Below are 25,276 nucleotides of genomic sequence, written 5' to 3'. Positions count from 1 at the left end.
ACCGCCACAAGAAAATGAAACCGATATGATGTTTAAAGTTGAAGCAGTCGGACCATAAGAATTTGGAGAAGGGTGATTTATAAGCCCTTTTCCACCATAAAATCCGAATACCCGACATACGAAAACCGCTGGTTATTCACCCGAATAACCAGCGGTTTTCGTTTATCCTCCAGCGCTTTAGAAAGTCTTGAGCATGCGCAAGGGCACCAAACGCTCAGCGTCCGTGAGCGAACCGTGCTGACCAACCATGTGCAGGGCACGCTCCTGATAGTGGCGCATATCGTACAGCGCCCAATCGTCGCGAGCGCACACCATCAGGTCGCCAATGCGGCCGCGCGCCGCATCCGTGATGACCGGGCCGAAGTAGCCGGCACGCATCAGCTCGCGAGAATCCATCACCCAGGCGCGCTCGCCCCAGTACTGCGCCCAACGCTGAGCGGTGGCGGTACGTGCCGCCTCCGAGGTGTCTTCCAGGTACAGGTGCACGGCGCGCGGTTCACCGGCGGTCATTGCGATGTTGCGGGTCAGCTCCTCCACGCCCGAGTAGTCGATGCGCTGATGCTCGGGCACGTTCACCATGCCGTGATCGGCGGTCACGAAGAGTGCCGCCCACGCCGGGGCGCGCTCCGCCAGACGCTTCAGAGCCGAGTTCAGTTCCTCCAGCTGTTGCAGCCATTCGTCACTGCCCACACCGTAGCGGTGACCCGCCGCATCAATCTCACCCCAGTACAGGTACACGGTGGTCGGGGTGCGGCTGGAGAGCGCCTCCAGGGCGTAGGTGACGCGGGCGTTATAACCGACAGCGTCCACGAAGTCGCCGCCACGCAGCGCCGCCTCAGTCAGGCCCGTACCGCGGTACTTACCCAACGAAATGGTGAGCACGCGACGGTTTTCGTGGTGGCGTTCCAGCACGGTCGGCAGCGGCTGCCAGGCGTGCGGGTCCACTGCCTGATCCCAGCCGGAGAGGTGGTTCATGACCGAGCCCGCTCCCCCGTTACCGTCCGGGTTACGCACCTCGTAGCCGGCAATGCCGTGCGCGCCCGGTGCCGTGCCGGTACCAAGCGAAGTCAGGGAGGCGGCGGTCGTGGTGGGGAACGCGGCGTCCAGCGGGCCCAGGTTCAGGGTCTTGCGCAGGGCGGGCGCGTAGCCGCCGTAGCTGTTGATGAGCTGCTCGCCCAGGCCGTCCACCATCACCACGCAGGCGTGACGAAACGACGCCGGGTCAACGTCATGCTCCGTCAGGCGACCGGCAAGGTTCAGCGGGTCGGCTACAGAGTTGAACGCCGGGTCGGAATCCAGGGCGTGCGCGGGGCGCGCCAGGCTTCGCTGAGCCACCAGAGAGGAAGCGGACTCCAGCACATCGGCGATGCTATTGCTGCCGTAGGCGGGCGCGGGAGGCAACGGCGCGCCCAGAACATCGTGCAGAGTGGGCTGTTCGGTGCGGGACGGGGCCGTCATAGGTTCCTCTCGGGTGTGTGTCTCAGGGTGTGGCGAGTGCTAATCGCGAGCGCCGTTGGGTGGCAGGCGCGGGATGCCGGTGCTTATCGGCGGGTTGCGTACATGCGGGCACGGTGCAGCGCACGCGCAAAATGTTGCGCACGCTGAACCGACTCCGGGCCGTCAGCGGTCGCAGAAACACGCACCGCAATGTCCTCGCGGCGCGCATCGCCGGTGAAGCCGTGGTCGGCGTTGCACTGCGGATCCTGGCAGCCGGCAGGAGCCAGCTCCATGTGCAGCGAACCGGTCCAGGCAATCTGGAAGGAAATCTCAGTCGGGGCGGTGCTACCGGGGTTGTACGCCTGCGGCTGGCTGAAACCGTAGCTGATGGTGACCGCGTTCAGGGCGCTCAGGTGCACCGCCTCCACGCTCACATGCGCCACGGTGCCCTGCGCGTCACCCTCAAGGTGCTGGTCGTCCAGGTGCGCAAAGATGACGTGCTCACCGCAGAGCACCATCACGGTGATGTGGCGGTGAAAATCATCGCGTGAGAAGTGGGTTTCATGCTGTACGAAGTGCGCGTCCGGGTTCATGCCCGCCAGCGCGTCATCCACCACTTCCAGCACAAGGTCGGGGTAGAAACCGGCATGCTTAATGTCTGCGACCAATTGCTCGCGTTCGGGGGTGGTGGCGTACATCGTACCTCTTTCGTGCGGTGCCCTCATGAGGCGACGTCGGTCGGCGCACACGATGAAGGCGGTTAGGTATTACTCCCCTCTACCTTAGAGGGTTCCAGCCGGGCTGTGCTACTTGACCACGCTAATACAGGCTCATATGACTGCTTGCAATCCCCCGGTACACTTCGGTTACTGCCCCGCAACCGCCTTGGCGCACCCCACAGATGACGCCGACCAACCAGCCCGTCTCATCCGCTACCACCCGCTAAAATAGGAGGAGCGAAAACACACCGACACGAGGAGATATATGGCTCGCCGATCCAAATCCACCGTCAGCGACTACCCGGTGGATGTGGTAGAGAATATCGTCGACATCGACGTATCCGCTGAGATGGAAACCAGCTTCCTGGAATACTCCTACTCGGTGATTTATTCGCGCGCCCTCCCCGACGCCCGCGACGGCCTCAAGCCCGTGCAGCGCCGCATCCTCTATATGATGCAGCAGATGGGTCTGCGCCCCGACAAGGGCCACGTCAAGAGCGCCCGCGTGACCGGCGAGGTCATGGGTAAGCTCCACCCGCACGGCGACGCCGCCATCTACGACGCGATGGTGCGCCTCGCCCAGCCCTTCGCGCTGCGCCTACCCCTCGTTGACGGTCACGGTAACTTCGGCTCCCTCGACGACGGCCCGGCAGCCGCCCGATACACCGAAGCACGCATGGCGCCCGCCGCGCAGGCGCTGACCGCCGACCTCGAAGAAGACGTGGTTGACTTCGTACCGAACTACGACAACCAGTTCATGCAGCCCTCCGTGTTGCCCGCAGCGTTCCCGAACCTGCTCGTCAACGGCACCACCGGCATCGCGGTCGGCATGGCAACCAATATGGCGCCGCACAACCTGCGCGAGGTCATCGCCGGTACCCGCCACCTCATCGCGCATCCCGAGGCGCGCCTCAAAGACATCATGAAGTTCATTCCCGGCCCGGATCTGCCCACCGGCGGCACCATCGTGGGCCTGAGCGGAATCCGTGACGCCTACGAAACCGGCCGAGGCACCTTCAAGACCCGCGCGAAGGTATCCATCGAGCAGGTCAGCCCCCGCAAGCAGGGCATCGTCGTCACCGAACTGCCGTACATGGTCGGCCCCGAAAAGGTCATCGAAAAAATCAAGGACGGCGTCAACTCCAAGAAGCTCACCGGCATCTCCGACGTGGTCGACCTGACCGACCGCACCAACGGTCTGCGCCTCGTCATCGAAATCAAGAACGGCTTCAACCCCGAGGCGGTGCTCGCCGCCCTCTACAAGCACACCCCGCTCGAGGACTCCTTCGGCATCAACAACGTGGCGCTCGTGGACGGCCAGCCGCAGACCCTCGGCCTGCTCGACCTGATGCGCGTGTACATTGACCACCGCCTGAACGTGGTCCGCCGCCGCACCGAGTTCCGCCTGGGCAAGCGCACCGACCGCCTGCACCTGGTGGAGGGTCTGCTCGTGGCTATCCTCGACATTGACGAGGTTATCCAAATCATTCGCGAATCTGACGAAACCGCCCAGGCACGCGAAAAGCTGAAGGTCGTCTTCGACCTGACCGACACGCAGGCGAACCACATCCTGGAGCTGCGTCTGCGTCAGCTCACCAAGTACTCCCGCCTGGAACTCGAGGCAGAACGCGACACCCTGCAGCAGGAAATCGCCGAGCTGCAGCGCATCCTCGGCTCCGATGCGGCGCTGCGCGAGCTGGTTTCTGACGAGCTCGCAGAGGTCGCCGAACGCTACGGCACCGACCGCCGCACCCAGCTCAAGACCAAGGACGACATGCAGGTCGCCATCGAGGCGGTCACCGCGCAGTCCAAGGCGAAGAAGAGCCTGGGTCTCGCCCTCGAAATCGCGGACGAGCCCTGCTGGGTGCTGCTCTCTGCCTCCGGCATGATGGGACGAACCCCCGGCAAGCCCATCCGTGAGGCTCTCGTGGATCCCGGCAAGCGTTTCAAGCACGACGTATTCACCTCGATTGTACCGACCACCGCGCGCGGCGAGATTGGTGCTGTGACCTCCGCGGGCCGTATGGTGCGCCTGTCCGTCATGGACATTGCGGTGCTGGACGAGAACGGCGGCACCCCCTCCATGGCGTCTGCGGTGAAGGCAGCCGAGCTGGTTCAGCTCGCCAAGGGTGAGAAGCTGGTTGCACTCGTGCCGCTGAACACGGTGCTGGCGATGGCAACCGCGGGCGGCGTCATCAAGCGCGTGAACCCCGACTACCCGCTGAACCAGACCGAGTGGGACATCATGAAGCTCAAGGACGGCGACGAAATCGTAGCCGCCGCCCCCTGCCCCACCGACGATGCGGTGCTCACCTTCGTCACCCGCGATGCGAAGCTGCTGACCTTCGACGCCGCCAAGGTTCGCCCGCAGGGACGCACCGGCGGCGGTATCGCGGGTATCAAGCTTGCCGACGGCGACCGCCTCATCGCCCTGGGCGTGACCGCGCCCGGCGACGCGGCGGAGGTCGTGACCGTCACCAACGGCAAGGACGGCCTGGCGAGCGCCAAGGTCACCGCCCTGGCCGAGTACCCGCAGAAGGGCCGCGCGACCGGCGGCGTGCGTGCGCACCGCTTCCTCACCGGTGAGAGCCAGCTGGCTCTGGCATGGGTGGGCGTGGGCCCGGCGAAGGCGGCGTCCTCCGGCGGTGTGGCGCGTTCCCTGCCGACCGAGCACGGTGCCCGCGACGGCTCCGGTGTGATGCTGACCCAGAGCATCGGCATTGTGGGTCCGAACTACGCGGCTGTTTCTGCTGCGCTGGCGGTTAGCCCGGAGGGTGAAAAGCTCTTCTAGGCACGCCGTTCACGGCCTTTCGACCTTAGGTTGCTAACGAAGCCGGGGGTGAAGACACATTGTGTGTGTCTTCACCCCCGGCTTTTATGTGGTGTACCTTAAGTAACACAGCACACATTTATTGACGCATTATTCTTAGAGGATTTGTCGTGCTTGATTTACTGTCCGTCACACCAGAGTTATTTATCGTGCTCCTGCTCGCTGCCTTCTTCGCGGGATGCATTGACTCTGTCGTGGGCGGAGGCGGCATGATCCAGCTCCCCGCCCTGCTCATGGCACCCGGATTCTCACCCGTCGCCGCCCTAAGCACCAATAAAGTTGCCAGCTCCATGGGCACATTGACGAGCGCCTCAACCTACATTCGCTCGCTCAAAATCCCGTGGAAAATCCTACTCCCCGTAGCGTTCGTGGCGTTCTGCGCCTCCGCCGCCGGCGCGTACTGCGCCACGATCCTGCCGGCACATATTTTCCGCCCCACCATTGTGGTGGTTCTAGCCGCTATCCTCGTCTTCTCGGTGCTACAACCGCGCATACCTCGCGGGCAGCCTCGCGCGCTCACAACCTCATCGTTCCTAGTGCGCGGCTTTGCGCTGGGTCTGATTCTGGGCGGCTACGACGGCATCCTCGGGGCTGGCACCGGCGCGATGATGCTCGTCGCCCTGCAGATAGCCATGGGCTACGATATGCTCCACGCAACCGCAGCCGCCAAGGTTCTCAACACCGCCACCAACCTCGGCGCGCTCCTCTACTTCATTCCGCTGGGCTCAATTCACTGGCTCCTCGGAATCGCCATGGGATGCGCCAACATGGCGGGAAGCTGGGTTGGTGCCCGCACCGCAATTCACCTGGGCGAACGATTCATTCGCCGCGTGCTCGTTATCGTTATGACCCTCATGCTGCTGCGGTTGAGTGCGCAGATACTCGGTTGGGTCTAATGCCACGAGCCTATCCGCACAGATATATATCCATGAAGAGGAATGCCCCGGTACTTTCACGAAGTACCGGGGCATTCCCATGCACACTATGTTTTTCTAGGGGCGTTTTTCTGAGGTGCCATTCCGGGGCGCATCATCAGCGCGCCCCGCCGCCTGCTAGAGGGCAACTGCTAGAGGCGAACCACCTCATCGCAGCGGGCAATATCCTCAGGACGGTGCGACACCAGAACCGTAGCCACAGAGCTGGAGCGGGTTGCCGCGTCCAAGTCAGCCATCAGCGCGCGGGCAGACTCGGCATCCAGGTGCGCGGTCGGCTCATCCAGCAGTAGCACCGGCGAGTTCACCAGCAGGGCACGAGCCACCGCCAGACGCTGACGCTGACCGCCCGACAGGAAGGAACCGCCGGCGCCCACGGGGGTGCGCAGGCCCTGAGGCAGAGCGTCAAACCACTCGCCCAGACCCACACGGCGCAGAACCTCAATCAGCTCTTCCTCGCTCGGGCGGTCCGAACGGTCACGAGCCAGCAGCAGGTTACCTTCAAGGGTCGACTCGAAAATGTGAGCCGCCTGCGGGCACCACGCCGCGTAGCCGCGCAGCTGCTCACCCTCCAGAACCTCACCGGAAGCCAGCACGCGGCCGGACTCCAGCGGCAAGAAGCCCAGAACGGTCGCAAGCACCGTAGACTTACCGGAACCGGAGGGGCCGGTCACCGCAGTCCAGGAGCCCGCGCGGGCGTCCATGTTCAGGTCGGTGAAGACCGGGTGGTCCATACCGGGCCAGCGGGCGGCAGCGTCCTGCAGGCTCAGGGCGGGGGCAGTATCCTTCACGCCGAGCTGCTGCGGGGTACCGCAACTAACCAGCTTGGGCTCGCCGGGCTTCGGCGGGCGCGGGGTATCACTCTTAGAACCAGCCGCAGATTCGGGGCGGTCAAATCGGTGGGCACGCTGACGGTCAGCCTCCAGCAGCTCCTCCATCTCAGCCTCCGCGCGGGCACGCAGACGCTCAGCACGACGCGGCAGAACGTGAGTGTCCACCTCAGCCTCGGTCGGCACGGAACGCTTCAGGGTCGAGGTGGCGACAACGCCCTCCAGGGATACGTCGCGCACGCTCGGGGCAATCGTCGCCAGCAGGCGGCTAAACGCGGGCCAGGAGCGGACCGCCTCAACATGGCCCAGGGAGCTTTCCAGCATGCCGGTGCACAGCAGCACCACAATCGCCGCTTCGGGGGCACGCACGGTGCCGTCAACAGCCAGCGGGTACGCAATGACTGCGCTCGTCAGAGCCGCACCGAACCAGCTCAGGGTCACGAGGGTACGACCCACACCCTGCGCGGTCGAACCCTTCTGCAGAGCGGACAGGTTCTCTGCGTCCAGGGCGCCGTTAGCTTTCTCAGCGGTGGATGCCACGCCGTTAGCGCGCAGGTCCTCAGCCGCCGAGAGCATACCGGTACCCAGGCGCAGCATCTGCGCGGTGGAGCGGCGAGCCAGCGCCTCCGCACGGGCATCGGCACGGAGCACAACCCACGGAGCCACAAAAGTGCTGACCAGCACGGCAAGCAGGACCGGGATCAGAGCCTGCGGCAGGATGCACGCGGTCGTAATCAGTGCCGCGGTCATGACCAGCAAGTGCGCGGCCGGCGGAATAATAACGCGCGGCACGCCGTCACGCAGCTCATCAATACCGCCCACGAGGCGTTCAAGCAGCGCGTCACCACGCAGCAGTGCACGCACGCTACTCACGCTCTGCCATGCGCCAACCCAGGCGCGCAGACGTAGAATATTTGCGGCGGCAAGAACCTTCGAGTGGGTCATCAGACGCTCAGCGTAGCGGGCGCAGGCACGACCCAGACCGAAGAAACGCACGCCCACAATGGCGACCATCAGGTACATCATTGCCGGGCCTTCGGCGGCGCGAACAATCAGCCAGCCGGACAGCGCGGTCAGTGCCGCAGCCATCAGGGAGGTAATCGCAGCCATAATCACCGGGCCGGTTGCGGCGCGAACGCCGATGCCGGTCAGTTCCTTCAGGGTGCGCAGGCTTGCGAACAGGCCGGCAGGCTCGGCTTCCTTGACCTCTGCGGTTGCGGAGGCGCCCGCCGGGGCGGTGCTTTCAGCCTCGTACTCTGCCTTGTCCTTGAGCAGGTGCGCGGGGGCTTCGGCGGGAACCGCAACGCGGGCGGTGTTCGCCTCGGCGGTCCAGGTGTAGCCCTGGGCGGTCTGCACGGCACGAACGAGGGTGTCGCAACCAGCGGCGAGCTCCTGCTCGTGGGTCACGATCAGCACGGTTGCGCCCAGTTCCGCCAGGCGGTGCAGGGCGCGGGTCACCAGGTATGCCGAGTAGGCGTCCAGGTGCGCGGTCGGCTCATCCACCAGGACGGTCAGCACGGTCTGCTCACCGCCGGCACGGTAGATAGCCTCGGCACGAGCGAGGGTGCGTGCCACGGCGAGGCGGCGCGCCTGACCGGCGCTGAGGGCACCGGGTTCAAGAGCAGTCAGCTTTTCCAAGCCCAGCTGAGCCAGCGGACCAACCAGCAGCGCCGACTCGGTATCGGTGGCGGACAGCTTCTTGGAGTCCATCGCCTCACCGAGCAGAGCGGCTGCACGCTCACGCTCCGCCTCGGTAGCGCTGAGCGCGTAGAGCGCCATTTCGGTCTGCACGGTCGGTGCGGTGAAGACCGGCGACTGCGGAATGACCAGGGTGGTGCCCAGACCGGTCACGCTACCGGTCAGGTGCACGGGCTCCTCCGAGCCGGTGGGCACCAGGCCCTCACGCACGGCACCGGAGAACACGTTCAGCAGGGTGGACTTACCGCAGCCGGATTCACCCATCACACCAATAACCGCGCCGCGCTCACCGTTGGCAGTTTCACCATGAGCGGTGGCAACGCGACGGTTCAGGTTCAGAGACAGGTTAGTCAGCACGGCAGGACGCGCCGGGTAGCTCACCGACAGGTCCTCAACAGAGATAGTGGAAGGCTGAGCCTTCTGCGATACTGCACCCTGCGCAGTCGAATCCTGTGCAGTCGAGTCCGCAGCGGCGGCGGGCAGGGGCGCGTCAATAATCTTCTGGGCGCTACGCAGGGCGGCAACGCCGTCCTCCGACTGGTGGTAGGCGGCGCCCACATCACGCAGCGGCTGGTAGCATTCGGGAGCCAGCAGCAGCACGAGAATTGCGGTGTCCAGACCCAGGGTGCCATTGACCAGGCGCACACCAATCAGCACAGCAATCAGCGCCACCGAAATGGTGGTGATGAGCTCCAGCGCAAGCGAAGACATGAAGGCGCTACGCAGGGTCTGCATGGTGCGTTCACGGTAACGCTGACCGAGGGCGTTCATGGCGCGGGTCTGCGCACGTTCGCGGCCCAGACCGATAATGACGGGCAGGCCGCGCACGAGCTCCAGAATATGGTCGGAGAGGCGGTGCAGTTCAGCCTGCGCTTCCGCGGTTTCGTCGCGGGTGTTCTTACCAATCAGGATCATGAACACCGGAATGAGCGGCAGGGTACATGCCAGGACCATGGCGCTCATCATATCCAGGGACGCCACCACAATCCACAGCAGAACCGGCACAACCGCGGTGGAAACAAACGCGGTCAGGGTCTTGGTGTAGTAGTCATCCAGGGCGTTTAGGCCGCGGGACAACAGCACGGCAGTCGCACCGGTGCCCTCGGGGGTATCTGCGCCACCAGTGGCGAGCACGCGCTTAAGCAGCGCGGAACGAATCTGAGACTTCGCTCCGGAGGCGGCACGCTGCGCGCTCACAGCCAGCAGGTAGTCGGTACCCGAGCGCACGAGCAACGCAATGACGGCGACCGCAATCAGGCCGGGGGTGATGGCATCACCGTCACCAAAGATGCCGCCGAGGCCGAGTAGCCAGCCGCCGTGCGCCTCCAGCTGTGCCTGGGCGGAGCCCGAGAACTCAATGTAGGCGCGGTACACGTCCGGTGCGCTGGTCTCTTTGAGGCGCGCGTGTTCGGCAGCGACAGCGGCGAATCCGGCGTGTGCCGCGCGGGCAATAATCACAGCCAGGGCGGCACTGAAAAGCACCGTCGCGAGGGTGTGCACGGCGGTGATGATGCCGAACGTGCTGAGGGTTTTACGGGCGTCAGGGCCCAGAGGCGGGCGACGGTCAGCGCGGTCGTTGCGCTTTCCTTCGGCCACCTCTGGTGCCTCTGTGTTCTGATGTTTGTCAGCGTGGCGCGGTGTGTGCGTTCGGCTCACGATTTTGTCCTTTGACCTAGTCTCTGGTGTTTTTACCTCCCCTTATTTTAAGGTTTGGGCTATCTAATACCTATTTGACCAGTCAAGTTTCGGATAATTGGCTGGTCCTCACCCCGCGCTAGTTCTAGCCGCGCATCGCATCGGCGGGGCTCTTGCGGGACGCCACCCACGCCGGGTATGCCGAAGACACCAGACCGGTAAGGGCGCCAACGCCCACGCCGAGCACCACGAATCCGGGTGAGAGAACCGCCTGCCAGCCTTGCACGAGCGAAAGAATGATGGTCGCAATCATGCCGGAGCAGGCGCCGATGGAGCCGCCGAGCACGCCGAGCATGACACCCTCCATGAGGAAGATGCGGGCAATCAGCCATTTACTCGATCCGATGGCGCGGCGCAGCGCGATCTCTGCGGTGCGCGATTGCACGGACAGATACATGGCGGTTGCCGCCGAGAGCGAGGCGAGCACCAGCAGAATACCGGAGAGCACACCCACGTACAGACCCAGGTCCGAGGCGATGGACGCGCGCAGGCTCTGCAGGTCGGAGGGGGTTTCCACGTTGATCTGGCTGGGTTCAGCGGGCTTGAGGGTCAGCGGAATCGCCTTGGCGACCGCCTTGCCGTAGCCCCGTTCGGTTTCGGCAATGTAGGTCACCTGGCCGCGTCCGGTGCGCTGAAGTGTGCCCGGCGAGACAATGACCGTGTTCCTGAATTCGTAGCCGCTATTGCCGGGGTCGAAGAGGCCGACGACCGGCATCAGCTGACCGTCCACCCAGATGCTCACACCGGGTGCCACCTGCGGCAACCCGCCGAGCTTAATACCGTACTCGACGGCGGGTAGCTCGCCGGGCCGGGGCTCGGTCGTGGCGTTATCTGCCGCCTTATCTTCGGGGATAATGCCGAGGGCGCGGGCAGCAGAAACCGAGACGATAGCGCCCGAGAGTTGCTCGGCGCGTTCACGGTCGGCAACGTTCTGCTGGGTGAGGGTCGAGTTCATCTGTTCGAGCGCACGCAGGGTTTCGGGGTTCATGCGGGCACCGATTTGCTCGAGCCGGGTCTTCGAGGTGGAGCTGAGGCCAATCGCCGTTTTGGGTTCGTCCTCGTAGGGGCTGAACCGGGTGATTCGCACGTCGGCGGGCGCCACGCTACTAACAAATCCGGTGTTCTTCACGTAGTCCAGCGCGCTAATGCGGTCGGCAACATTCTGCGCGGATTCGCCCTGCCGGTAGGTTCCGAGCATGTTCTGGTCATTGTCCCTGTCGCTGATGTAGAGCGTGGATTGTTCGGATCCGAGCAGACGCTGGTTCACCTGGTAGCTGGCGGATTCACTCATGCCGGAGGCGCTGATGAGTCCTCCCACGCCCAGTGCGAAGGACAGGCCCAGCAGCAGGGTACGTAGCGGTCGTGAGGTAAGCGCCGAGATTGCCTCGATGCTGTCGTCGGTGAGGAAGCTTCCGCGGCGGTGCGCGGCGGGCTTCTCCCCCGGCGCGAGGCTGGCGGGGGCATTCGCGGGGGCATCTACCGTGGCTTCCGCCGGGGTGTCTGCTACAGACGATACAGCCTCGGCGACCGGCACCGTAGCCAAGTCGGCGCGGCTCTGCTCGTGCAGCCGCCCATCCTCAATGCGGATCACGCGGCGGGCGGCGGCGGCAACCTCCGGGTCGTGGGTAATCACCAGCACGGTACAGCCGGTCGCGTTAATGCGCTGCAGAATCTCAATGACCTTGGCACTATTGTGGCTGTCCAGGTTGCCGGTGGGCTCGTCGGCAAGAATCAGCGGCGGGCGCGTGGCGAGGGCACGAGCAATGGCGCAGCGCTGCTTCTCGCCACCGGAAAGGTAGCGGGTGCGGATGCTGGCGCGGTCGCTCAACCCCAGAAATTCTAGGGTTTCTTCGGTGCGTTGCAGGCGCTCGCCGTAGGGTACGCCCTGCACACGCAGGCCCATGGAGGCGTTGGTCGTGCTGGTTTCGTCCAGCAGCATGTTCGAGGATTGGAAGATGAAGCCGAGGTGGTCTCGGCGCATTTCATCGCGTTCTCTGTCGCTGAGTCCTTCCGTGTTTTTGCCAAAGAGGCTGTAGGTTCCGCTGGTGGGAGTGTCAAGCAGGCCAATGGCGTTGAGCAGGGTGGATTTACCGGAGCCCGACGGACCAATAATGGCGAGGAATTCGCCGCGTTCCACCACCAGGTCGAGGTGGTCGAGGACGGGCCGGTCGCTTCCCTCGAAGATGCGGGTAATGCCGTGCATTTCGATGGCGGGCGCGGTACCAATCCCAGCGGTAGGTGTAGCGGCGGACGCTACGTTGAGTGCAACTGTAGGCGCCCGTCCAGGGCTTTTGTCGGGGGTTATCTTTCGGCGGCTCATGAGACAAGCACCTTCTGTCCCGCGCTGAGGTTAGCGTTGATTGCGGCGTATCCGCCGGCGGTGCGTAGAACCTCAACGTTGACTCGTTCGGTGGCGGGCGCATCCTTGCTGGTCGAGGTGGAGCTTCCGCCCTTTTCAACAAGCACGTAGGTGCCCTGGGAGTCCTGGCGCACCGCGGTAGTCGGCACGGCGAGGGTGGTTGAGGTGTTGCCCTTACTGGTGATGGAGGCGCTCTGGCCCGGCGTGAGCTTGCTCGGGTCGTCGGCGCTGAATCGCACGCTCTTTGCCGCACCCTTGGAGGGGTCATTCTGCAGCTCACCAATGCTGGTGATGGTGCCTTCCACGCTGCCGGTGGAAGTGCGCAGGCTAACGCGGTCGCCGGCCTTGAGCTTATTGGCGACGGCGAGTTCAACGCTGGATTCCACGTAGGGTTCGCTGGTTTCTACGCTCGCGATGGGGTTGCCGTCGTTAATGAGCTGACCGACCGCGGCAACTGCGGTGACGGTGTGGCTACCGCCGGGCAGAATCGCGTAGTTGCTGCGGGCGATGCTGGTGACCCCTTCGCTGGGCACGCCGGTCAGGTGCGCGCGGTGCAGGCGCGTGACGGCGTCGAGGGTGTCTTCGGTGACGGTGCCGCTCTGAGCGGTGGCGTATCCGGCAGAGTTCAGTGCCTTCTGGAAGGCGAGCACGTCATCGCCGTTATCGCCCAGGTTGAGGTCGCGGTACAGCGGCAGCGGCCCATCCAGCACGAAGACGGGGTCGGCGCCAATAATGCCGATGAAGTCACCGGCCTTGAGCACGTTGCCGGGCTTCTGGTTCTGGTAGACGAGCACCGGCTCACCGTTGGTGCGCGCGCTAATCGGGGCGGTCTCTCCCGCCTTGGTGGTTCCGGCAATGGCGAGGCCCTCACTGACGGTTCGTTCTTCAACCTTCGCCCAGACCGGAATCACGGTTTTCGCCTGCACGGCCGGGTCGGGGCCCGTGGCGGCGTAGCGGGTGCCCAGGTAGAAGGACAGCATGAGCGAACCGACGGCGAGGATCGCGAGAAGGAGGAGCACACGGGGTCGGGCGATGCGCTCGATGAAGCGGTGCCCGCTACGTTGCTGGCTGGTGTGTGAGTGATCGGTCATGGCGGTGTCTTTCTGAGTGTGTACGGGGGCGGGCCGCCCGCTGAGCTCTGCCTCTCGGGCGGCCCGCACCATTACCGGTCTTTCCCCGGCATCAAAATTCGGTTTTAAAATCCGATGTCAAAACCGGTCGTGGACGCTCGGGTTACTGGTGCTCCAGAACGTACTGCTTGAACTTCTCGTCGCGGTCACGGTCGGCTTGGCGCTCCTGTTCAAGCTGCGACTGGTACTTGCGGATGAGCGGCATCTGGTACTGAGCCTCCAGGTCGTAGAGCTGCTTGCTCATGCCGACCTGCTGGTTACATTCGGCCTGGATGGTGGCGATGCGAATCTCTTCTTCGGAGGCGGGCTTGTTGAATCCGTCGTTCTTGCTCAGCTGCTCAGCCAGCGGGGTTTCCTCGGCGACGGAGCCTGCCGAGCGAGGGGTGAGGCCGCGGTCTGAGACGCACTGCTTCCACTTCTCTTCGAGCTCGCGGTGCACTTTGCTGCCGTAAACGGCGTTACCAGCTTCGGTGGAGATACGAATGTACGTGGCCTGCTCTTCCTTTTCGGGCCTCTTACCTTCGGGCACCGCGGCGTCCAGGGTCTCGCGGGCCTTGTCATGACATTCGATACTGAGCCTCTCCTCGGGGCTCATACTCTCCCCCGAGTTAAAGGAGATGGGGGCGGCGTTGGGGTCTCGCTTCTGAAAACCGTACTTCTGGGCGTACTCGACGTTCCAGGGACCGTACTTTCGCCCCATCTCGCCGCGCGGTGCGCTCTCAGAGTAGGGAGCTTGGTCGGTGTAGTTCTGCCCGTGTTCGGCGTAGCACTGCTTCATGGCAATCTGAAAGGCCGTGTATTCGTAGTGAGTGCGCTCGTAGTAGAGGTAATCGTCCAGGGGCATCTTCACAATGTCCTGCTCCGCGTCAAAGATGGCGTGGACGCTTTCGTCGCGTTCCAGCGGCGGGTTGAAGAGCGAGCAGGCACTCAGAGGGAGCACGCCGATGCAGAGCAGGGCACCCGTGGTGAGCAGGCGGCGGCGCGTGCCGGTACGAGGGGCGGGTCCGGTGCGGCGGTTGGGGGACTTCATCGTCAAACTCCTTATCGTGAGAGTGAGTTGTAGACCACATTACACCTTTTACTCCCTGTCGCGCCCGAATTTCGGGGGGGGTACACCAAAAATTTTTGCGCGCCCACTCATCTGCCGAGAGCTGCATCCTCTGCGGGAATATCATCTGCGGGAATATCCTCTGGGGGCATAGAAAAATCCCCCGAACTTCTCAGAAAAGAAATTCGGGGGATCCTTCAATCAGCTACATGCTACTTGGTCGGCAGTTCAGCCAGTTCGGTAGCGTCGTGAGCCTCGGGGATGTGATCCACGTGCAGACGCTTACGGAAGACCCAGTAGGTCCAAGCCTGGTAGACGAAGACGACCGGCAGACCCATGCAGGTCACGAAGGTCATAACGCCCAGGGTGTACTCGGAGCTGGATGCGTTCGCAATGGTGAGCGAGTATGCCGGGTCCAGGGTGGAGGGCAGAACGTTCGGGTACATTGCGGTGAAGATTGCCAGCGCACCGAATGCGAGGAACACGGACAGACCAGCGAAAGCGCGACCCTCACGGCCACCCTTTGCGGAAATCCAAGCAATCAGAACAGCAACCACAGCCAGGATGGTGCACAGCCAGGAGATGCCGTTACCGGTGGTGAAGTCCAGTGCCAGAACCCATGCAACGATCGGCAGCAGCAGGACGGGAGCCCAGCGCACCAGGGTGTTGCGGGCACGGTCACGGATATCGCCGTCGGTCTTCAGAGCGATGAAGGCAAGACCCTGAACCAGGGAGAAGCCAACGAAGCCCAGACCGCCGAGCAGAACCGGCAGGGAGACCCAAGCGAAGGCGCCGCCGACGCGGTCACCGTTGTCGTTGATGGGCAGACCCATGGAGGTCAGGCCCAGCAGAGCACCGACGAGCAGTGCGATACCGAAGGAGGAGACGGACAGAGCGATGTTCCAGTTACGGATCCACTTCTCGTCGTTCTTCTTACCGCGGTACTCGATTGCGACCACGCGCAGAATCAGGAAGACCAGCGCGAGGGTCAGGGGGATGTACAGAGCCGAGAAGAGGGCTGCGTACCAGATGGGGAATGCTGCAAAGATAGCAGCACCGCCGGACACAATCCACACCTCGTTACCGTCCCAGACGGGGCCGATGGTGTTCAGCAGCAGACGACGTTCCTTCTCGTTCTTGGTGAACTTGGAACCCATCAGCATACCGACGCCCAGGTCGAAGCCGTCAAGAATCAGGTACATGATGAGGAAGACGCCAATGGCAACAAACCAGAGGGTGGGCAGGCCAGGCTGACCGGCAAAGATATTGAAATCAAAGTTCATGGTGAATCAATCCTTACCCGCCTAGTAGGCGAACTCCAGCACATCGCGCTTGGACTTGTCGTTGGACTCGTCCTCGTGGTGCGCCTGAACCAGCTCGGGCATTGCTGCCACGACGCCGGCCTTGACGTACTTGATGAGCAGGTAGACCTCAACCACCATCAGCACACCGTAGAGCAGGCCCAGGGTGAGCAGGGAGAAGAGGATTTCTTCACCGGAAACACCCGGGGAGATAGCTGCTGCGGTGAACAGGTGAATCGAGGGATCACCCTGAAGGTTCGGAGCCACAACGAAGGGCTGGCGGCCCATTTCGGTGAAGATCCAGCCGAGGGAGATGCCGAAGAAGGGAGCCAGGATGGACCAGACTGCAACGTTCTTGAGCAGCTTGGACTCGGGGACGGTGCCCACGCCCTTCTTACGGGTTACCCACAGTGCGTAGATGTAGAAGGGCAGAACGATGCCGCCGAGGCCCATCATGCCGCGGAAGCCCCAGTAGGAGACCTCGAGGGAGGGCAGGTAATCAATCTTCTGACCTGCGCGCTCACCGTAGAGCGGGTTGTTGGGCAGGTTGGTACCGAACTTAGCTTCGTACTCGGGCAGCAGGGTCTGGATGCCCTTCACCGGGGTGTCGAAGTTGTCGTGTGCCAGGAAGGACAGCACGCCGGGAACCTCGATGACGGGGGTGATCTTGTCACAGCTCTGAGCGCCGAGCTCACCGACGGTCAGAACGGAGAAGGAGGTGCCGTCGTGGCACGCAGCTTCTGCAGCAGCCATCTTCAGGGGCTGCTCGTGAATCATCATCTGTGCCTGAATGTGACCGGACGCGCCGATACCTGCGAAGGCAACGAGGCCAACAACAGCGCCCAGGCGCAGGGACTTGAACCAAACCTGGAAGTCAGCCTTGTCGCGTGCGCCCTTGTCGGACTCACCAACAACAACCTTGCCGTCAACGACCTTGTCGATGCCGTCCTTGCGGCGGCGCCACAGCTTGTACCATGCGATACCAACCAGGAAGCCACCAGCAACCTGGATAGCCGAGGTGATGACGTGCGAGAAGGTCACCCATGCGAGGGGGTTCAGCAGCACGGCGCCAATGTCGGTCATTCGGGGACGACCGTCAATCATTTCTGCGCCAACGGGGTGCTGCATCCAGGAGTTTGCAACCAGAATGAAGAATGCAGAAATCCAGGAGCCGAGAACTGCCATGAACAGCGAGAATGCGTGTACAGCAGGCTTGAGGCGGTCCCAACCGAAGATCCACAGACCCAGGAAGGTCGACTCAACGAAGAAGGCGAAGAGGCCTTCCATTGCCAGCGGAGCGCCGAAGACGTCGCCGACGAAGCGGGAGTATTCACTCCACGCCATGCCGAACTGGAATTCCTGAACCAGACCGGTGGCCACACCCATTGCGAAGTTAATGAGGTACAGCTTGCCCCAGAACTTCGTCATGCGCTTGTATTCGTCCTTCTTGGTACGAACGTAGCGAATGTACAGGTAGGTCACAACAAGGCCCAGACCCAGAGTCAGCGGAACCATGAAGAAGTGGTAGACGGTGGTAATACCGAACTGCCACCTACCAAAATCAAGGGGATCCATTGATAGGTCCTTACTATGTGTGTACTTAATGTGTGTTTGTGCCAGATTTCGGGTAGTCCGCCATCGATGGAGGGCATACGAGAGTTACTGACACACTGTCTCTCATGCTTCTAAGGTACAGGGTTTTCCCGAGGAGCTGTGAGTACGCTGTGCATAGTATGGACGTTTATTGTTTGACGTTTCGCTAAAGGTACCTCGAACGTTATCCCCCGGGGCGGGGGTAGTTTGAGGGTTGGAACACGGAGGGGCTGTGTGGGTCTGAGAGGCACTTTCAGAACCGCGGTAAAACTTTGCAGTTTTATGTAGTTTATGCAGATTTTTGATGACACATTCTCGGAATATGACAGGTGCCTCAAGTAGTACTTAAGGCTTAAATTTGCATGATTTATGCTGAATTTACGCGGATTTCAGAGAATCAACGTGACTATTCTCACACAAAATTCCTGGATTGTGACACGCTAGTCACACACTCCCCCGCAGGTTACATATCGATGTTCTCGGTATCCAACTGATGCGCACCGGCGATGATGAATTCCTTACGCGGAGCCACCTCAGAACCCATGAGCAGGGAGAACGCACGCTCGGCAGCCTCCGCATCCTCAATGCGAATACGGCGCAACATGCGGTGACGCGGATCCATTGTGGTCTCAGCCAGCTGGTCGGCGTCCATCTCACCCAGACCCTTATAACGCTGAATAGGTTCCTTATAGGACACGCCCTGCGCCTGCAAAGAATCCAGAAGCTCATGCAGCTGCTTCTCCGAGTAGGTGTACACCATCTCGTTCGGCTTACCGCGGCGCACCACCTCCACGCGGTGCAGCGGCGGAACCGCAGCATACACGCGACCCGCCTCAATCAGCGGACGCATATAACGGTAGAACAGGGTCAGCAGCAGGGTGCGGATGTGCGCGCCGTCCACGTCCGCATCGGTCATCATAATGACCTTGCCGTAGCGGGCGGAGTCCAGGTCAAAGGTACGACCCGAACCGGCACCAATCACCTGAATCAGCGCAGCGCACTCGGCGTTCGCGAGTACATCGGTCACCGAAGCACGCTGAGTGTTCAGGATCTTACCGCGAATCGGCAGCAGAGCCTGGTACGAAGAAGAACGCGCCAGACGCGCAGTACCCAACGCCGAGTCACCCTCCACAATGAACAGCTCGGAGTGCTCAACATTGGTCGAACGGCAATCCACCAGCTTAGTGGGCATGGACGAAGACTCCAGCGCGGTCTTACGGCGCTGAGTTTCCTTGTGGATGCGCGCCGAGACGCGGGTCTTCATCTCAGAGACGACCTTCTCGCACAGAGCGGTCGCCTGAGCCTTCTCAGCACGCGCGGTCGACTCCAGGCGCGCCTTCAGCGCATCACCCACGACCTTCGACACAATCTGACGAACAGCCGGGGTGCCCAGAATCTCCTTGGTCTGGCCCTCAAACTGCGGCTCGGCAAGACGCACGGTCAGCACGGCGGTCAAGCCGGCGAGCACGTCGTCCTTCTCAATCTTGTCGTTACCCACCTTGTACTTGCGGGCGTTGTCGGCAAGGTGCTTGCGCATCACGCGCAGCAGGCCCTGCTCAAAACCGGTCGTGTGGGTGCCGCCCTTGGGGGTGGCAATAATGTTCACGAAGCTACGCACCGTCGTCTCGTAGCCAATACCCCAGCGCAGCGCAACGTCAACCTCGCAATCGCGCTCCACATCGGTCAGCTGCGAGCGGCCGTCCTCACCCAGCACGGGCACGGTCTCAGTGAAAGAGCCGCTACCGCTAAAACGCCAGGTGTCGGTAATGCGCTCATCGTGCGCCAGGAAATCGACGAACTCGCTGATGCCGCCGTCGTACTGGAAGACTTCCTCGTGGGGCTCCAGCTCGCCGGGGGTGCCGGGCAGGCGGCGCTCATCACGGATGCAAATACGCAGACCCGGAATGAGGAACGCGGTCTGGCGCGCGCGAGCAGCCAAGTCCTCGTAGCTGAACTTGGCGTCGGGGGTGAAAATCTGCGGGTCAGCCCAGTAGCGCACACGGGTGCCGGTCACGCCGCGCTTCGCCTTGCCCACAATCTGCAGGGCGTCAGTGCCCTCAGTTGCGGGAGTGAACGGATCATCAGGCTTGGGGGTGCGGCCGGACTCAAAGTGGCCGGGAATACCGTGGCGGAAAGACATCTGATAGGTCTTCGAACCGCGATCCACCTGCACATCCAGGCGGGAGGACAGCGCGTTCACCACGGAAGCACCCACACCGTGCAAACCACCGGAGGCGTTATAGGAGCCGCCGCCGAACTTACCGCCGGCGTGCAGCTTGGTGAACACAACCTCCACACCGGACAGACCGGTGCGCGGCTCAATATCGGTGGGGATACCGCGGCCATCATCGCGCACCTCAACCGAACCGTCACGGTACAGAATGACCTGAATAGACTGACCAAAACCGGCGAGCGCCTCATCCACCGAGTTGTCGATAATCTCCCAGAGGCAGTGCATCAGGCCGCGGGAGTCGGTGGAGCCGATGTACATGCCCGGGCGTTTGCGTACAGCTTCCAGACCTTCCAGCACGGAGAGGTGACGGGCGGTGTAGTTCGAAGACGCCACGGGAATCCTTTCGGCAAGTGATGACTGTGTGTTTGTTGCAGGTGTTCTCTGCAGATGTTGTTGGGCGCGGCAAGCTCGCGGAGGGGAGAAAGAAACGCCCCGGCTTGCGCTCATAGTGCTCTAAGTTTCTATTCTATCGTGGCTTGTTGCCCGCTTCTGTCTGTACCGTCATTCGGCTCTGCTGAGGGAGTTAAACAGCAGAAAAGCACCGGCTGCCACTCCCCTATGGAGTAGCAGCCGGTGCATGGGTATCTGAATTTTTAGGGTGGGCTTTTGAGGTATCCAGTCTGGGCGCCTCATAGCAGTGGCGCTGCCCTAGTGCGCATCACCCGAGGCTCGTGAAGAGCTCTCGTGACGGTTCGTGACCATAATATTGGACTTGAAGTAAAACTCTTCGGGAAGCTCATTCGTGACCGGTCCGTGCGGGAACTCGCTGAGCTTCGGCACGAAGTACCAGTCCATCAGCTCGCCACTGCTCTGCTTGAGCACGCGGCGTTCCCTCATGGCGTGGCGTACCTTGCGGCGCAGGCGCGGGCTGTCTTTCAGGGTACTGGTGAAGACCCACGGAGTCTCGTAACCTTCGGTAATCATGCCGAAGGTTATGCGCAGGTTGCCGTTCTCGTCGGCGTCCATCGTGAAGTCGCCGTCGGCGATGTCGGTGAAGGCGAGCATCCAGCTGTGGCGGCGTTCGTAGCTTTCGCGGGTGGTCTGCAGTGCCGCAATGATGCGGTGGTCGACCAGCAGCTCCACCTTACGTTCGGTGATTTCACCCAAACGCGCGTAGGAGCCGAAGGCGCGGTTCGCACCACTGCGGCGAGGCCACTTCGTGACCGCACCGTGCGGCACCTCCCCCGCAAAGGTGAAGGGACCGGTAATGGTGCCGGGCAGACGCAAACGCTCAAACGGAGCAGTCGGCAGGAAAGTCGTCAGTAGCTGATCGGAGCTCACCGACTTACCCCAGCGCGCCATCTCAAAGATGGTCGGCTCGGGGCCCACCGGGTAGAGGCGCGGCATCTTGCGACCGAACTCGTCAAAGCCCTCAATAAACTCACCGTTGGAGCTGTACCCCGGCATGGTCGCACCCAGCGGGCGAGTCCACGAACCCGAATACGGCTTGGTCAGGTGCGGGTTCTCGATCGGAAGGATGCTGGTGCGGGCACCCAGGTAGGCGGGCATGCGCGAGAGGTTGCGCCAGGCGAACTTCGCGGCAACCGCCTCGCGCCACCACATCGGGCGTTTGCCGGGAGTCTGACCACCCAGGCAGTGCATGAGCAGCCAGAATCCAGCCCAGCCGAGGCAGCCTGCGGCAACCACCCAAAAAATAATGGTCAGTACGGTGTGCAGGGTTCCGGTCGCCCAGATATTCGTGGCAATTAGAGCCATGAACGCCACCCACGCCGCCATGACGTACGGGCCGAGCGTAATCATCGGGTCGACCACTTTCACGGCGGCAATGACGCGGCGGTTCAGGCCGCGCCACACGTAGGAGTACGCCCAGCAGCCGGCGGCAAGGGCGAGTGCCATCAGCAGAAGAAGGATGAGCATCGGTGTGTCTCTTTCGCTGCAGGTTTTATACCGCGGTCAGTGACAGGTGGCAGTCAACGACGGGCGGGTAAGCGGTAAGTGGCCCGCAGTGAAGTGCTGTTCAACGACAAAACTCGTCTGCCGAAGGTACCTTCAACAGACGAGTTCTTTGGTGTCACTAACCTTGAGGTAAAGCTTCTTTACCTATTGTGCCTTTAACTGGTATCTAAATGGGGGATTTTAGCGGCGAGTACCACGAAATCAGTATGGGAACGTTGCCCTTCCATTCGTAGGTAGCCAACATGCGGTGAAGACGGGCCTCACCGGCACAAGAGAAGCAGTACTTTTAGGCGGCTTTTAGGCAGCTAGCGCCGCAGCAATCTGAGGAATCAGCGCCTCAAAAGCACGTGCACGGTGGCTAATCGAGTTCTTAATCTCCGCGGGAATCTCCGCGCAGGACTTACCCGCGTACTGGCCCTCGTAGAGGGCATTCTCGCCGTTGAGCTCCACGGGGCGAAGAATCGGGTCGTAGCCGAAGCCGCCCTCCCCCGCCGGTGCGGTCAGCAGCTCGCCGGGCAGCTCACCGTACTCGACCGCCTCAAAACCGTCCGGAGATGCCACCGATGCGGCACAGCAGAACTTCGCGCCGCGGTGCTCAGGGGCAATATCGCTCAGCTGAGCCAGCAGCAGGTTCAGGTTCGCGGTATCGTCGCCGTGGTGGCCCGCCCACCGTGCCGAGAAAATACCGGGAGCACCGCCGAGCACATCCACGGACAGGCCCGAGTCGTCAGCAATAGCGACCAGACCGGTTGCCTCGGCAACAGCGCGAGCCTTGAGCAGGGAGTTCTCTGCGAAGGTCACGCCGGTCTCGGGAACGTCGGGTGCGTTCACGCTGGCTGCGTCCACAACCTGGGTGTCAACGTCCAGGCCGTCAATGTGGCCGCGCAGAATCTCGCGCAGCTCCTTGAGCTTGCCCTTATTGTGGCTTGCCAGAACAATCTTTGTGTCTGCCATGGTTTCTCCTTTGCAGCATGTGCACACGGTGCGGGGTGGGGCGCCGTGCAGGTTAGTCGTTCTTCAGGGCCTCACGCTGAATCTGCGCCAGCTCTGCGGTGCCCTCCAGTGCCAGGTCAAGCAGGCTGTTCAGTTCGTCGCGGTCGAAGGGTGCACCTTCGGCGGTGCCCTGAACCTCCACGAACTTGCCGCTGCCGGTGACGACCACGTTCATGTCGGTCTCGGCGCGTACGTCCTCGGTGTAGGGCAGATCCAGCATGGGGGTGCCGTCGATAATGCCCACCGAAATTGCGGACACCGAATCGATCAGCGGGTTCGCCTTAGCGGGCAGAATCTTCTGCTCCTTCGCCCAGGCAATAGCGTCAGCGAGCGCCACGTACGCGCCGGTAATGGAGGCGGTGCGGGTACCGCCGTCAGCCTGCAGAACGTCGCAGTCGAGCACGATGGTGTTCTCGCCCAGCTCGTCCATGTTGATGACCGCGCGCAGGGAGCGACCAATCAGACGGGAAATCTCGTGGGTGCGACCGCCCACGCGGCCCTTCAGCGACTCGCGAGAAGAACGGGTATTGGTGGCGCGCGGCAGCATCGCGTACTCGGCGGTCACCCAGCCCTTACCTTCGCCCTTGAGCCAGCGCGGCACGCCCTCGGTGAAGGATGCGGTGCACAGCACGCGGGTGTTGCCGAACTCGATGAGGGCGGAGCCCTCGGCGTTGCGGGACCAGCCGCGGGTAATGGTGATGGGGCGCAGTTCGTTGAGGGCGCGGCCGTCGTCGCGGGTTACAGTCATGGGTTCTCCTTAAGTCTGTCTGTTGAGTCTGTGTTAGTAGTTCAGTGCTGGCATGAAAGGCATGTACCGGGGTTATTACACCTAGCCCAGCTCGGGCTTGGCCTAGTCCAGTTCGGGCTTAGCCTAATCCAACTCAGGCTTGGGCAGGGCAATCGCGGTGTTCAGCGGCGGGTCGAGCACCTCCACCACGTTCAGCGTGGAGGTCACCGGGTGAGCCTCCGTGGGGCGCGGGTAGATGCGGTAGCTTGCCGCCATTTCGGCAACGCCCACGGGACCGGAGAACGCACTGCGCGCCTCGGCACGGGCAATATCCGGGTCGTTCCATACGGGCAGGTGGGTCAGCAGCAGGTTGCGCACACCCGCCTCCTGCGCTGCCTCACCGGCACGCTTGCCGGTCAGGTGAATGCCACGCAGGGCATCGTCGCGGCCCTCCTGGTAGGCTGCCTCGCAGAGGAACAGGTCGGCACCGCGAGCAGCCTTAATCAGACCCTCGCACAGGTCGGTATCACCCGAGTACGCGAAAATCGTGTGACCCTCGCGGTCGTTGCAAGTAATACGCAGCGCGTACGGGTCCTTCGAGGGGTGCACCACACGGAACGGCTCCACGCGGAACGGGCCAATCTGCACAGGCTCACCCTCGGTCCAGGTGTGGTACTCGAACTCGGTGCTCATGCCCGGATCCGGGTCCAGGCCGTGGGTCGCCGAAAGGTACTCGTTAATCGCGGCGGGACCGTACAGCGGAATACGACCCTTGGGCCAGCCGCGCGGATCCCACTTGACCGCCACGTGCAGACCGGACAGGTCGATGCAATGGTCCGGGTGCAGGTGCGAAATCAGGATCGCGTCGATATCGCTCAGGTCGATATGGCGCTGGAGCATGCCGAGGGAGCCGTTGCCCATGTCCATGATGATGCGCCAGGTTCGACCCGCGAAGTCCGTGGCGGTGAGCAAGTAGCAGCTAGCCGGTGAGACGGGGCCGGGAAAGGAACCCGTGCAACCGATAACGGTTAGACGCATGAGGAGTCGTCCTTAGTGGTGGTGCCGGAAAATTCAGTGCCTGCGGTAGCCTCCGCGGCCTGGTCGGATTCTGCCGCGTCATCGCCGAGGTTAATGTTGCGGTGTGCCGCAAGCATTTCGGGGGTGATGGCGGCAAGCGAGCCGGTCGGGTAGCGTTCAGCCACGGAGCTGGTGTGGCGCACGTTGGTGACCTCGGGGCCGAGGAATCGGCGCGCCAGGTGCGAGAACGTTTCAGATTCGCCGGTGGCGAGGAATTCGTGGTGCGGGTTTGCCTCGGGGACCGGGCTTTCAATGGCGTGGTTGAGCAGTTCGCGGTACACGTCCTTCGCGGTCTCATCAGCGGAGGAAACGAGGGTGACATCCTCACCCATGATGTAGGAAATCACGCCGGCCAGCAGCGGGTAGTGGGTGCAACCGAGCACGAGGGTGTCCACGCCGGCATCCTTGAGCGGTTGCAGGTACTCGCGGGCGGTCTCCAGCAGCTCAGGGCCGGAGGTAATGCCCTTCTCCACGAACTCCACAAAGCGCGGGCACGCCACCGAGTGCACCTCAAGGTTCGGGGTAATCGCGAAAGTGTCCTCGTAGGCGCGGGAGGTGACGGTCGCCTCCGTCGCAATCACGCCGATTTTGCGGTTGCGGGTTGCGGCGAGCGCGCGGCGGGCGGCGGGCTGGATCACCTCGATGACGGGGATGCCATACTGTCGGGTGTAGCGTTCGCGGGCGTCGCGGAGCACCGCTGCGGAGGCGGTGTTGCAGGCGATGACGAGCATTTTCACGCCGGAGTCGACGAGCTCGT

16 protein-coding genes are annotated in these 25,276 nt (G+C 62.6%); 2 read left to right on the top strand and 14 right to left on the bottom strand.

Annotated features, from left to right (window positions below; all coding sequences use genetic code 11):
* Window positions 1–177 precede the first annotated feature (177 nt).
* Together RWZ58_RS08235 and RWZ58_RS08230 are read right to left on the bottom strand one after the other, a co-directional pair.
* Window positions 178–1,458 (bottom strand): alkaline phosphatase family protein, encoded by a 1,281-nt coding sequence (locus tag RWZ58_RS08235; RefSeq protein WP_314658311.1) that lies wholly within the window; start codon window positions 1,456–1,458, stop codon window positions 178–180.
* Window positions 1,459–1,541: 83 nt separating this feature from the next.
* Complete coding sequence (locus tag RWZ58_RS08230) at window positions 1,542–2,135, bottom strand: DUF5998 family protein (protein WP_049350301.1); 594 nt, start codon at window positions 2,133–2,135, stop codon at window positions 1,542–1,544.
* A 286-nt stretch (window positions 2,136–2,421) separates the two neighbouring features.
* On the opposite strand from RWZ58_RS08230, the gene RWZ58_RS08225 reads away from it, so the two are divergent.
* Both RWZ58_RS08225 and RWZ58_RS08220 read left to right on the top strand, forming a co-directional pair.
* A complete protein-coding gene (locus tag RWZ58_RS08225) occupies window positions 2,422–4,947 on the top strand; it encodes a DNA topoisomerase IV subunit A (protein ID WP_314658310.1) in 2,526 nt (841 codons plus the stop codon).
* A gap of 149 nt (window positions 4,948–5,096) precedes the next feature.
* Window positions 5,097–5,882, top strand: coding sequence for a TSUP family transporter (locus RWZ58_RS08220; RefSeq protein ID WP_314658309.1), 786 nt, complete (start codon window positions 5,097–5,099; stop codon window positions 5,880–5,882).
* Between the two features lie 170 nt (window positions 5,883–6,052).
* On the opposite strand, the gene RWZ58_RS08215 is transcribed toward RWZ58_RS08220, so the two are convergent.
* The 12 genes from RWZ58_RS08215 to murI all read right to left on the bottom strand — a co-directional run.
* Window positions 6,053–10,042 carry an ATP-binding cassette domain-containing protein gene (locus RWZ58_RS08215; RefSeq protein ID WP_314658308.1) on the bottom strand — a complete coding sequence of 1,330 codons (3,990 nt, stop codon included), beginning with the start codon at window positions 10,040–10,042 and terminating at the stop codon, window positions 6,053–6,055.
* Between the two features lie 184 nt (window positions 10,043–10,226).
* Entirely contained in the window at window positions 10,227–12,461 is a 2,235-nt protein-coding gene (locus RWZ58_RS08210) for an ATP-binding cassette domain-containing protein (protein ID WP_314658306.1), read from the bottom strand.
* Window positions 12,458–13,591 carry a hypothetical protein gene (locus RWZ58_RS08205; protein ID WP_314658305.1) on the bottom strand — a complete coding sequence of 378 codons (1,134 nt, stop codon included), beginning with the start codon at window positions 13,589–13,591 and terminating at the stop codon, window positions 12,458–12,460. The genes RWZ58_RS08210 and RWZ58_RS08205 overlap by 4 nt, the downstream gene beginning before the upstream one ends.
* Before the next feature lie 142 nt (window positions 13,592–13,733).
* On the bottom strand, window positions 13,734–14,660 hold the full coding sequence (locus RWZ58_RS08200) for a multidrug transporter (RefSeq protein WP_314389641.1): 927 nt from the start codon (window positions 14,658–14,660) through the stop codon (window positions 13,734–13,736).
* A 230-nt stretch (window positions 14,661–14,890) separates the two neighbouring features.
* The gene (cydB, locus tag RWZ58_RS08195; protein WP_296547223.1) at window positions 14,891–15,961 is read right to left on the bottom strand and encodes a cytochrome d ubiquinol oxidase subunit II; all 1,071 of its coding nucleotides are present in this window, start codon (window positions 15,959–15,961) and stop codon (window positions 14,891–14,893) included.
* Between the two features lie 21 nt (window positions 15,962–15,982).
* Entirely contained in the window at window positions 15,983–17,554 is a 1,572-nt protein-coding gene (locus RWZ58_RS08190; protein WP_314658304.1) for a cytochrome ubiquinol oxidase subunit I, read from the bottom strand.
* Window positions 17,555–18,035: 481 nt separating this feature from the next.
* On the bottom strand, window positions 18,036–20,138 hold the full coding sequence (locus tag RWZ58_RS08185; RefSeq protein WP_314658303.1) for a DNA topoisomerase IV subunit B: 2,103 nt from the start codon (window positions 20,136–20,138) through the stop codon (window positions 18,036–18,038).
* Window positions 20,139–20,453: 315 nt separating this feature from the next.
* Window positions 20,454–21,683 carry a peptidase E gene (locus RWZ58_RS08180; RefSeq protein ID WP_314658302.1) on the bottom strand — a complete coding sequence of 410 codons (1,230 nt, stop codon included), beginning with the start codon at window positions 21,681–21,683 and terminating at the stop codon, window positions 20,454–20,456.
* Window positions 21,684–22,019: 336 nt separating this feature from the next.
* Window positions 22,020–22,676, bottom strand: a complete 657-nt coding sequence (locus RWZ58_RS08175) for a non-canonical purine NTP pyrophosphatase (RefSeq protein ID WP_314658301.1) — start codon at window positions 22,674–22,676, stop codon at window positions 22,020–22,022.
* Window positions 22,677–22,728: 52 nt separating this feature from the next.
* Entirely contained in the window at window positions 22,729–23,463 is a 735-nt protein-coding gene (rph, locus tag RWZ58_RS08170; protein WP_314658300.1) for a ribonuclease PH, read from the bottom strand.
* Between the two features lie 123 nt (window positions 23,464–23,586).
* Entirely contained in the window at window positions 23,587–24,480 is an 894-nt protein-coding gene (locus RWZ58_RS08165) for an MBL fold metallo-hydrolase (RefSeq protein ID WP_314658299.1), read from the bottom strand.
* The coding region (gene murI, locus RWZ58_RS08160) for a glutamate racemase (protein WP_314658298.1) at window positions 24,471–25,276 on the bottom strand (806 nt) is incomplete at its 5' end. The genes murI and RWZ58_RS08165, both read right to left, overlap by 10 nt.

The sequence above is a fragment of the uncultured Rothia sp. genome, from assembly GCF_963544205.1.
Classification (GTDB): domain Bacteria; phylum Actinomycetota; class Actinomycetes; order Actinomycetales; family Micrococcaceae; genus Rothia.
The sequence above is the reverse complement of the archived record's forward strand: the minus strand, read 5'-3'. Positions and strand labels throughout refer to the sequence as shown.

What these genes read in the sequence shown, in the direction of transcription:
- RWZ58_RS08235 (WP_314658311.1), bottom strand. Translation starts at nt 1,458, where the DNA reads ATGACGGCCCCGTCCCGCACCGAACAGCCCACTCTGCACGATGTTCTG.
- RWZ58_RS08230 (WP_049350301.1), bottom strand. Translation starts at nt 2,135, where the DNA reads ATGTACGCCACCACCCCCGAACGCGAGCAATTGGTCGCAGACATTAAG.
- RWZ58_RS08225 (WP_314658310.1), top strand. Translation starts at nt 2,422, where the DNA reads ATGGCTCGCCGATCCAAATCCACCGTCAGCGACTACCCGGTGGATGTG.
- RWZ58_RS08210 (WP_314658306.1), bottom strand. Translation starts at nt 12,461, where the DNA reads ATGAGCCGCCGAAAGATAACCCCCGACAAAAGCCCTGGACGGGCGCCT.
- RWZ58_RS08205 (WP_314658305.1), bottom strand. Translation starts at nt 13,591, where the DNA reads ATGACCGATCACTCACACACCAGCCAGCAACGTAGCGGGCACCGCTTC.
- RWZ58_RS08200 (WP_314389641.1), bottom strand. Translation starts at nt 14,660, where the DNA reads ATGAAGTCCCCCAACCGCCGCACCGGACCCGCCCCTCGTACCGGCACG.
- cydB (WP_296547223.1), bottom strand. Translation starts at nt 15,961, where the DNA reads ATGAACTTTGATTTCAATATCTTTGCCGGTCAGCCTGGCCTGCCCACC.
- RWZ58_RS08190 (WP_314658304.1), bottom strand. Translation starts at nt 17,554, where the DNA reads ATGGATCCCCTTGATTTTGGTAGGTGGCAGTTCGGTATTACCACCGTC.
- RWZ58_RS08180 (WP_314658302.1), bottom strand. Translation starts at nt 21,683, where the DNA reads ATGCTCATCCTTCTTCTGCTGATGGCACTCGCCCTTGCCGCCGGCTGC.
- RWZ58_RS08175 (WP_314658301.1), bottom strand. Translation starts at nt 22,676, where the DNA reads ATGGCAGACACAAAGATTGTTCTGGCAAGCCACAATAAGGGCAAGCTC.
- rph (WP_314658300.1), bottom strand. Translation starts at nt 23,463, where the DNA reads ATGACTGTAACCCGCGACGACGGCCGCGCCCTCAACGAACTGCGCCCC.
- RWZ58_RS08165 (WP_314658299.1), bottom strand. Translation starts at nt 24,480, where the DNA reads ATGCGTCTAACCGTTATCGGTTGCACGGGTTCCTTTCCCGGCCCCGTC.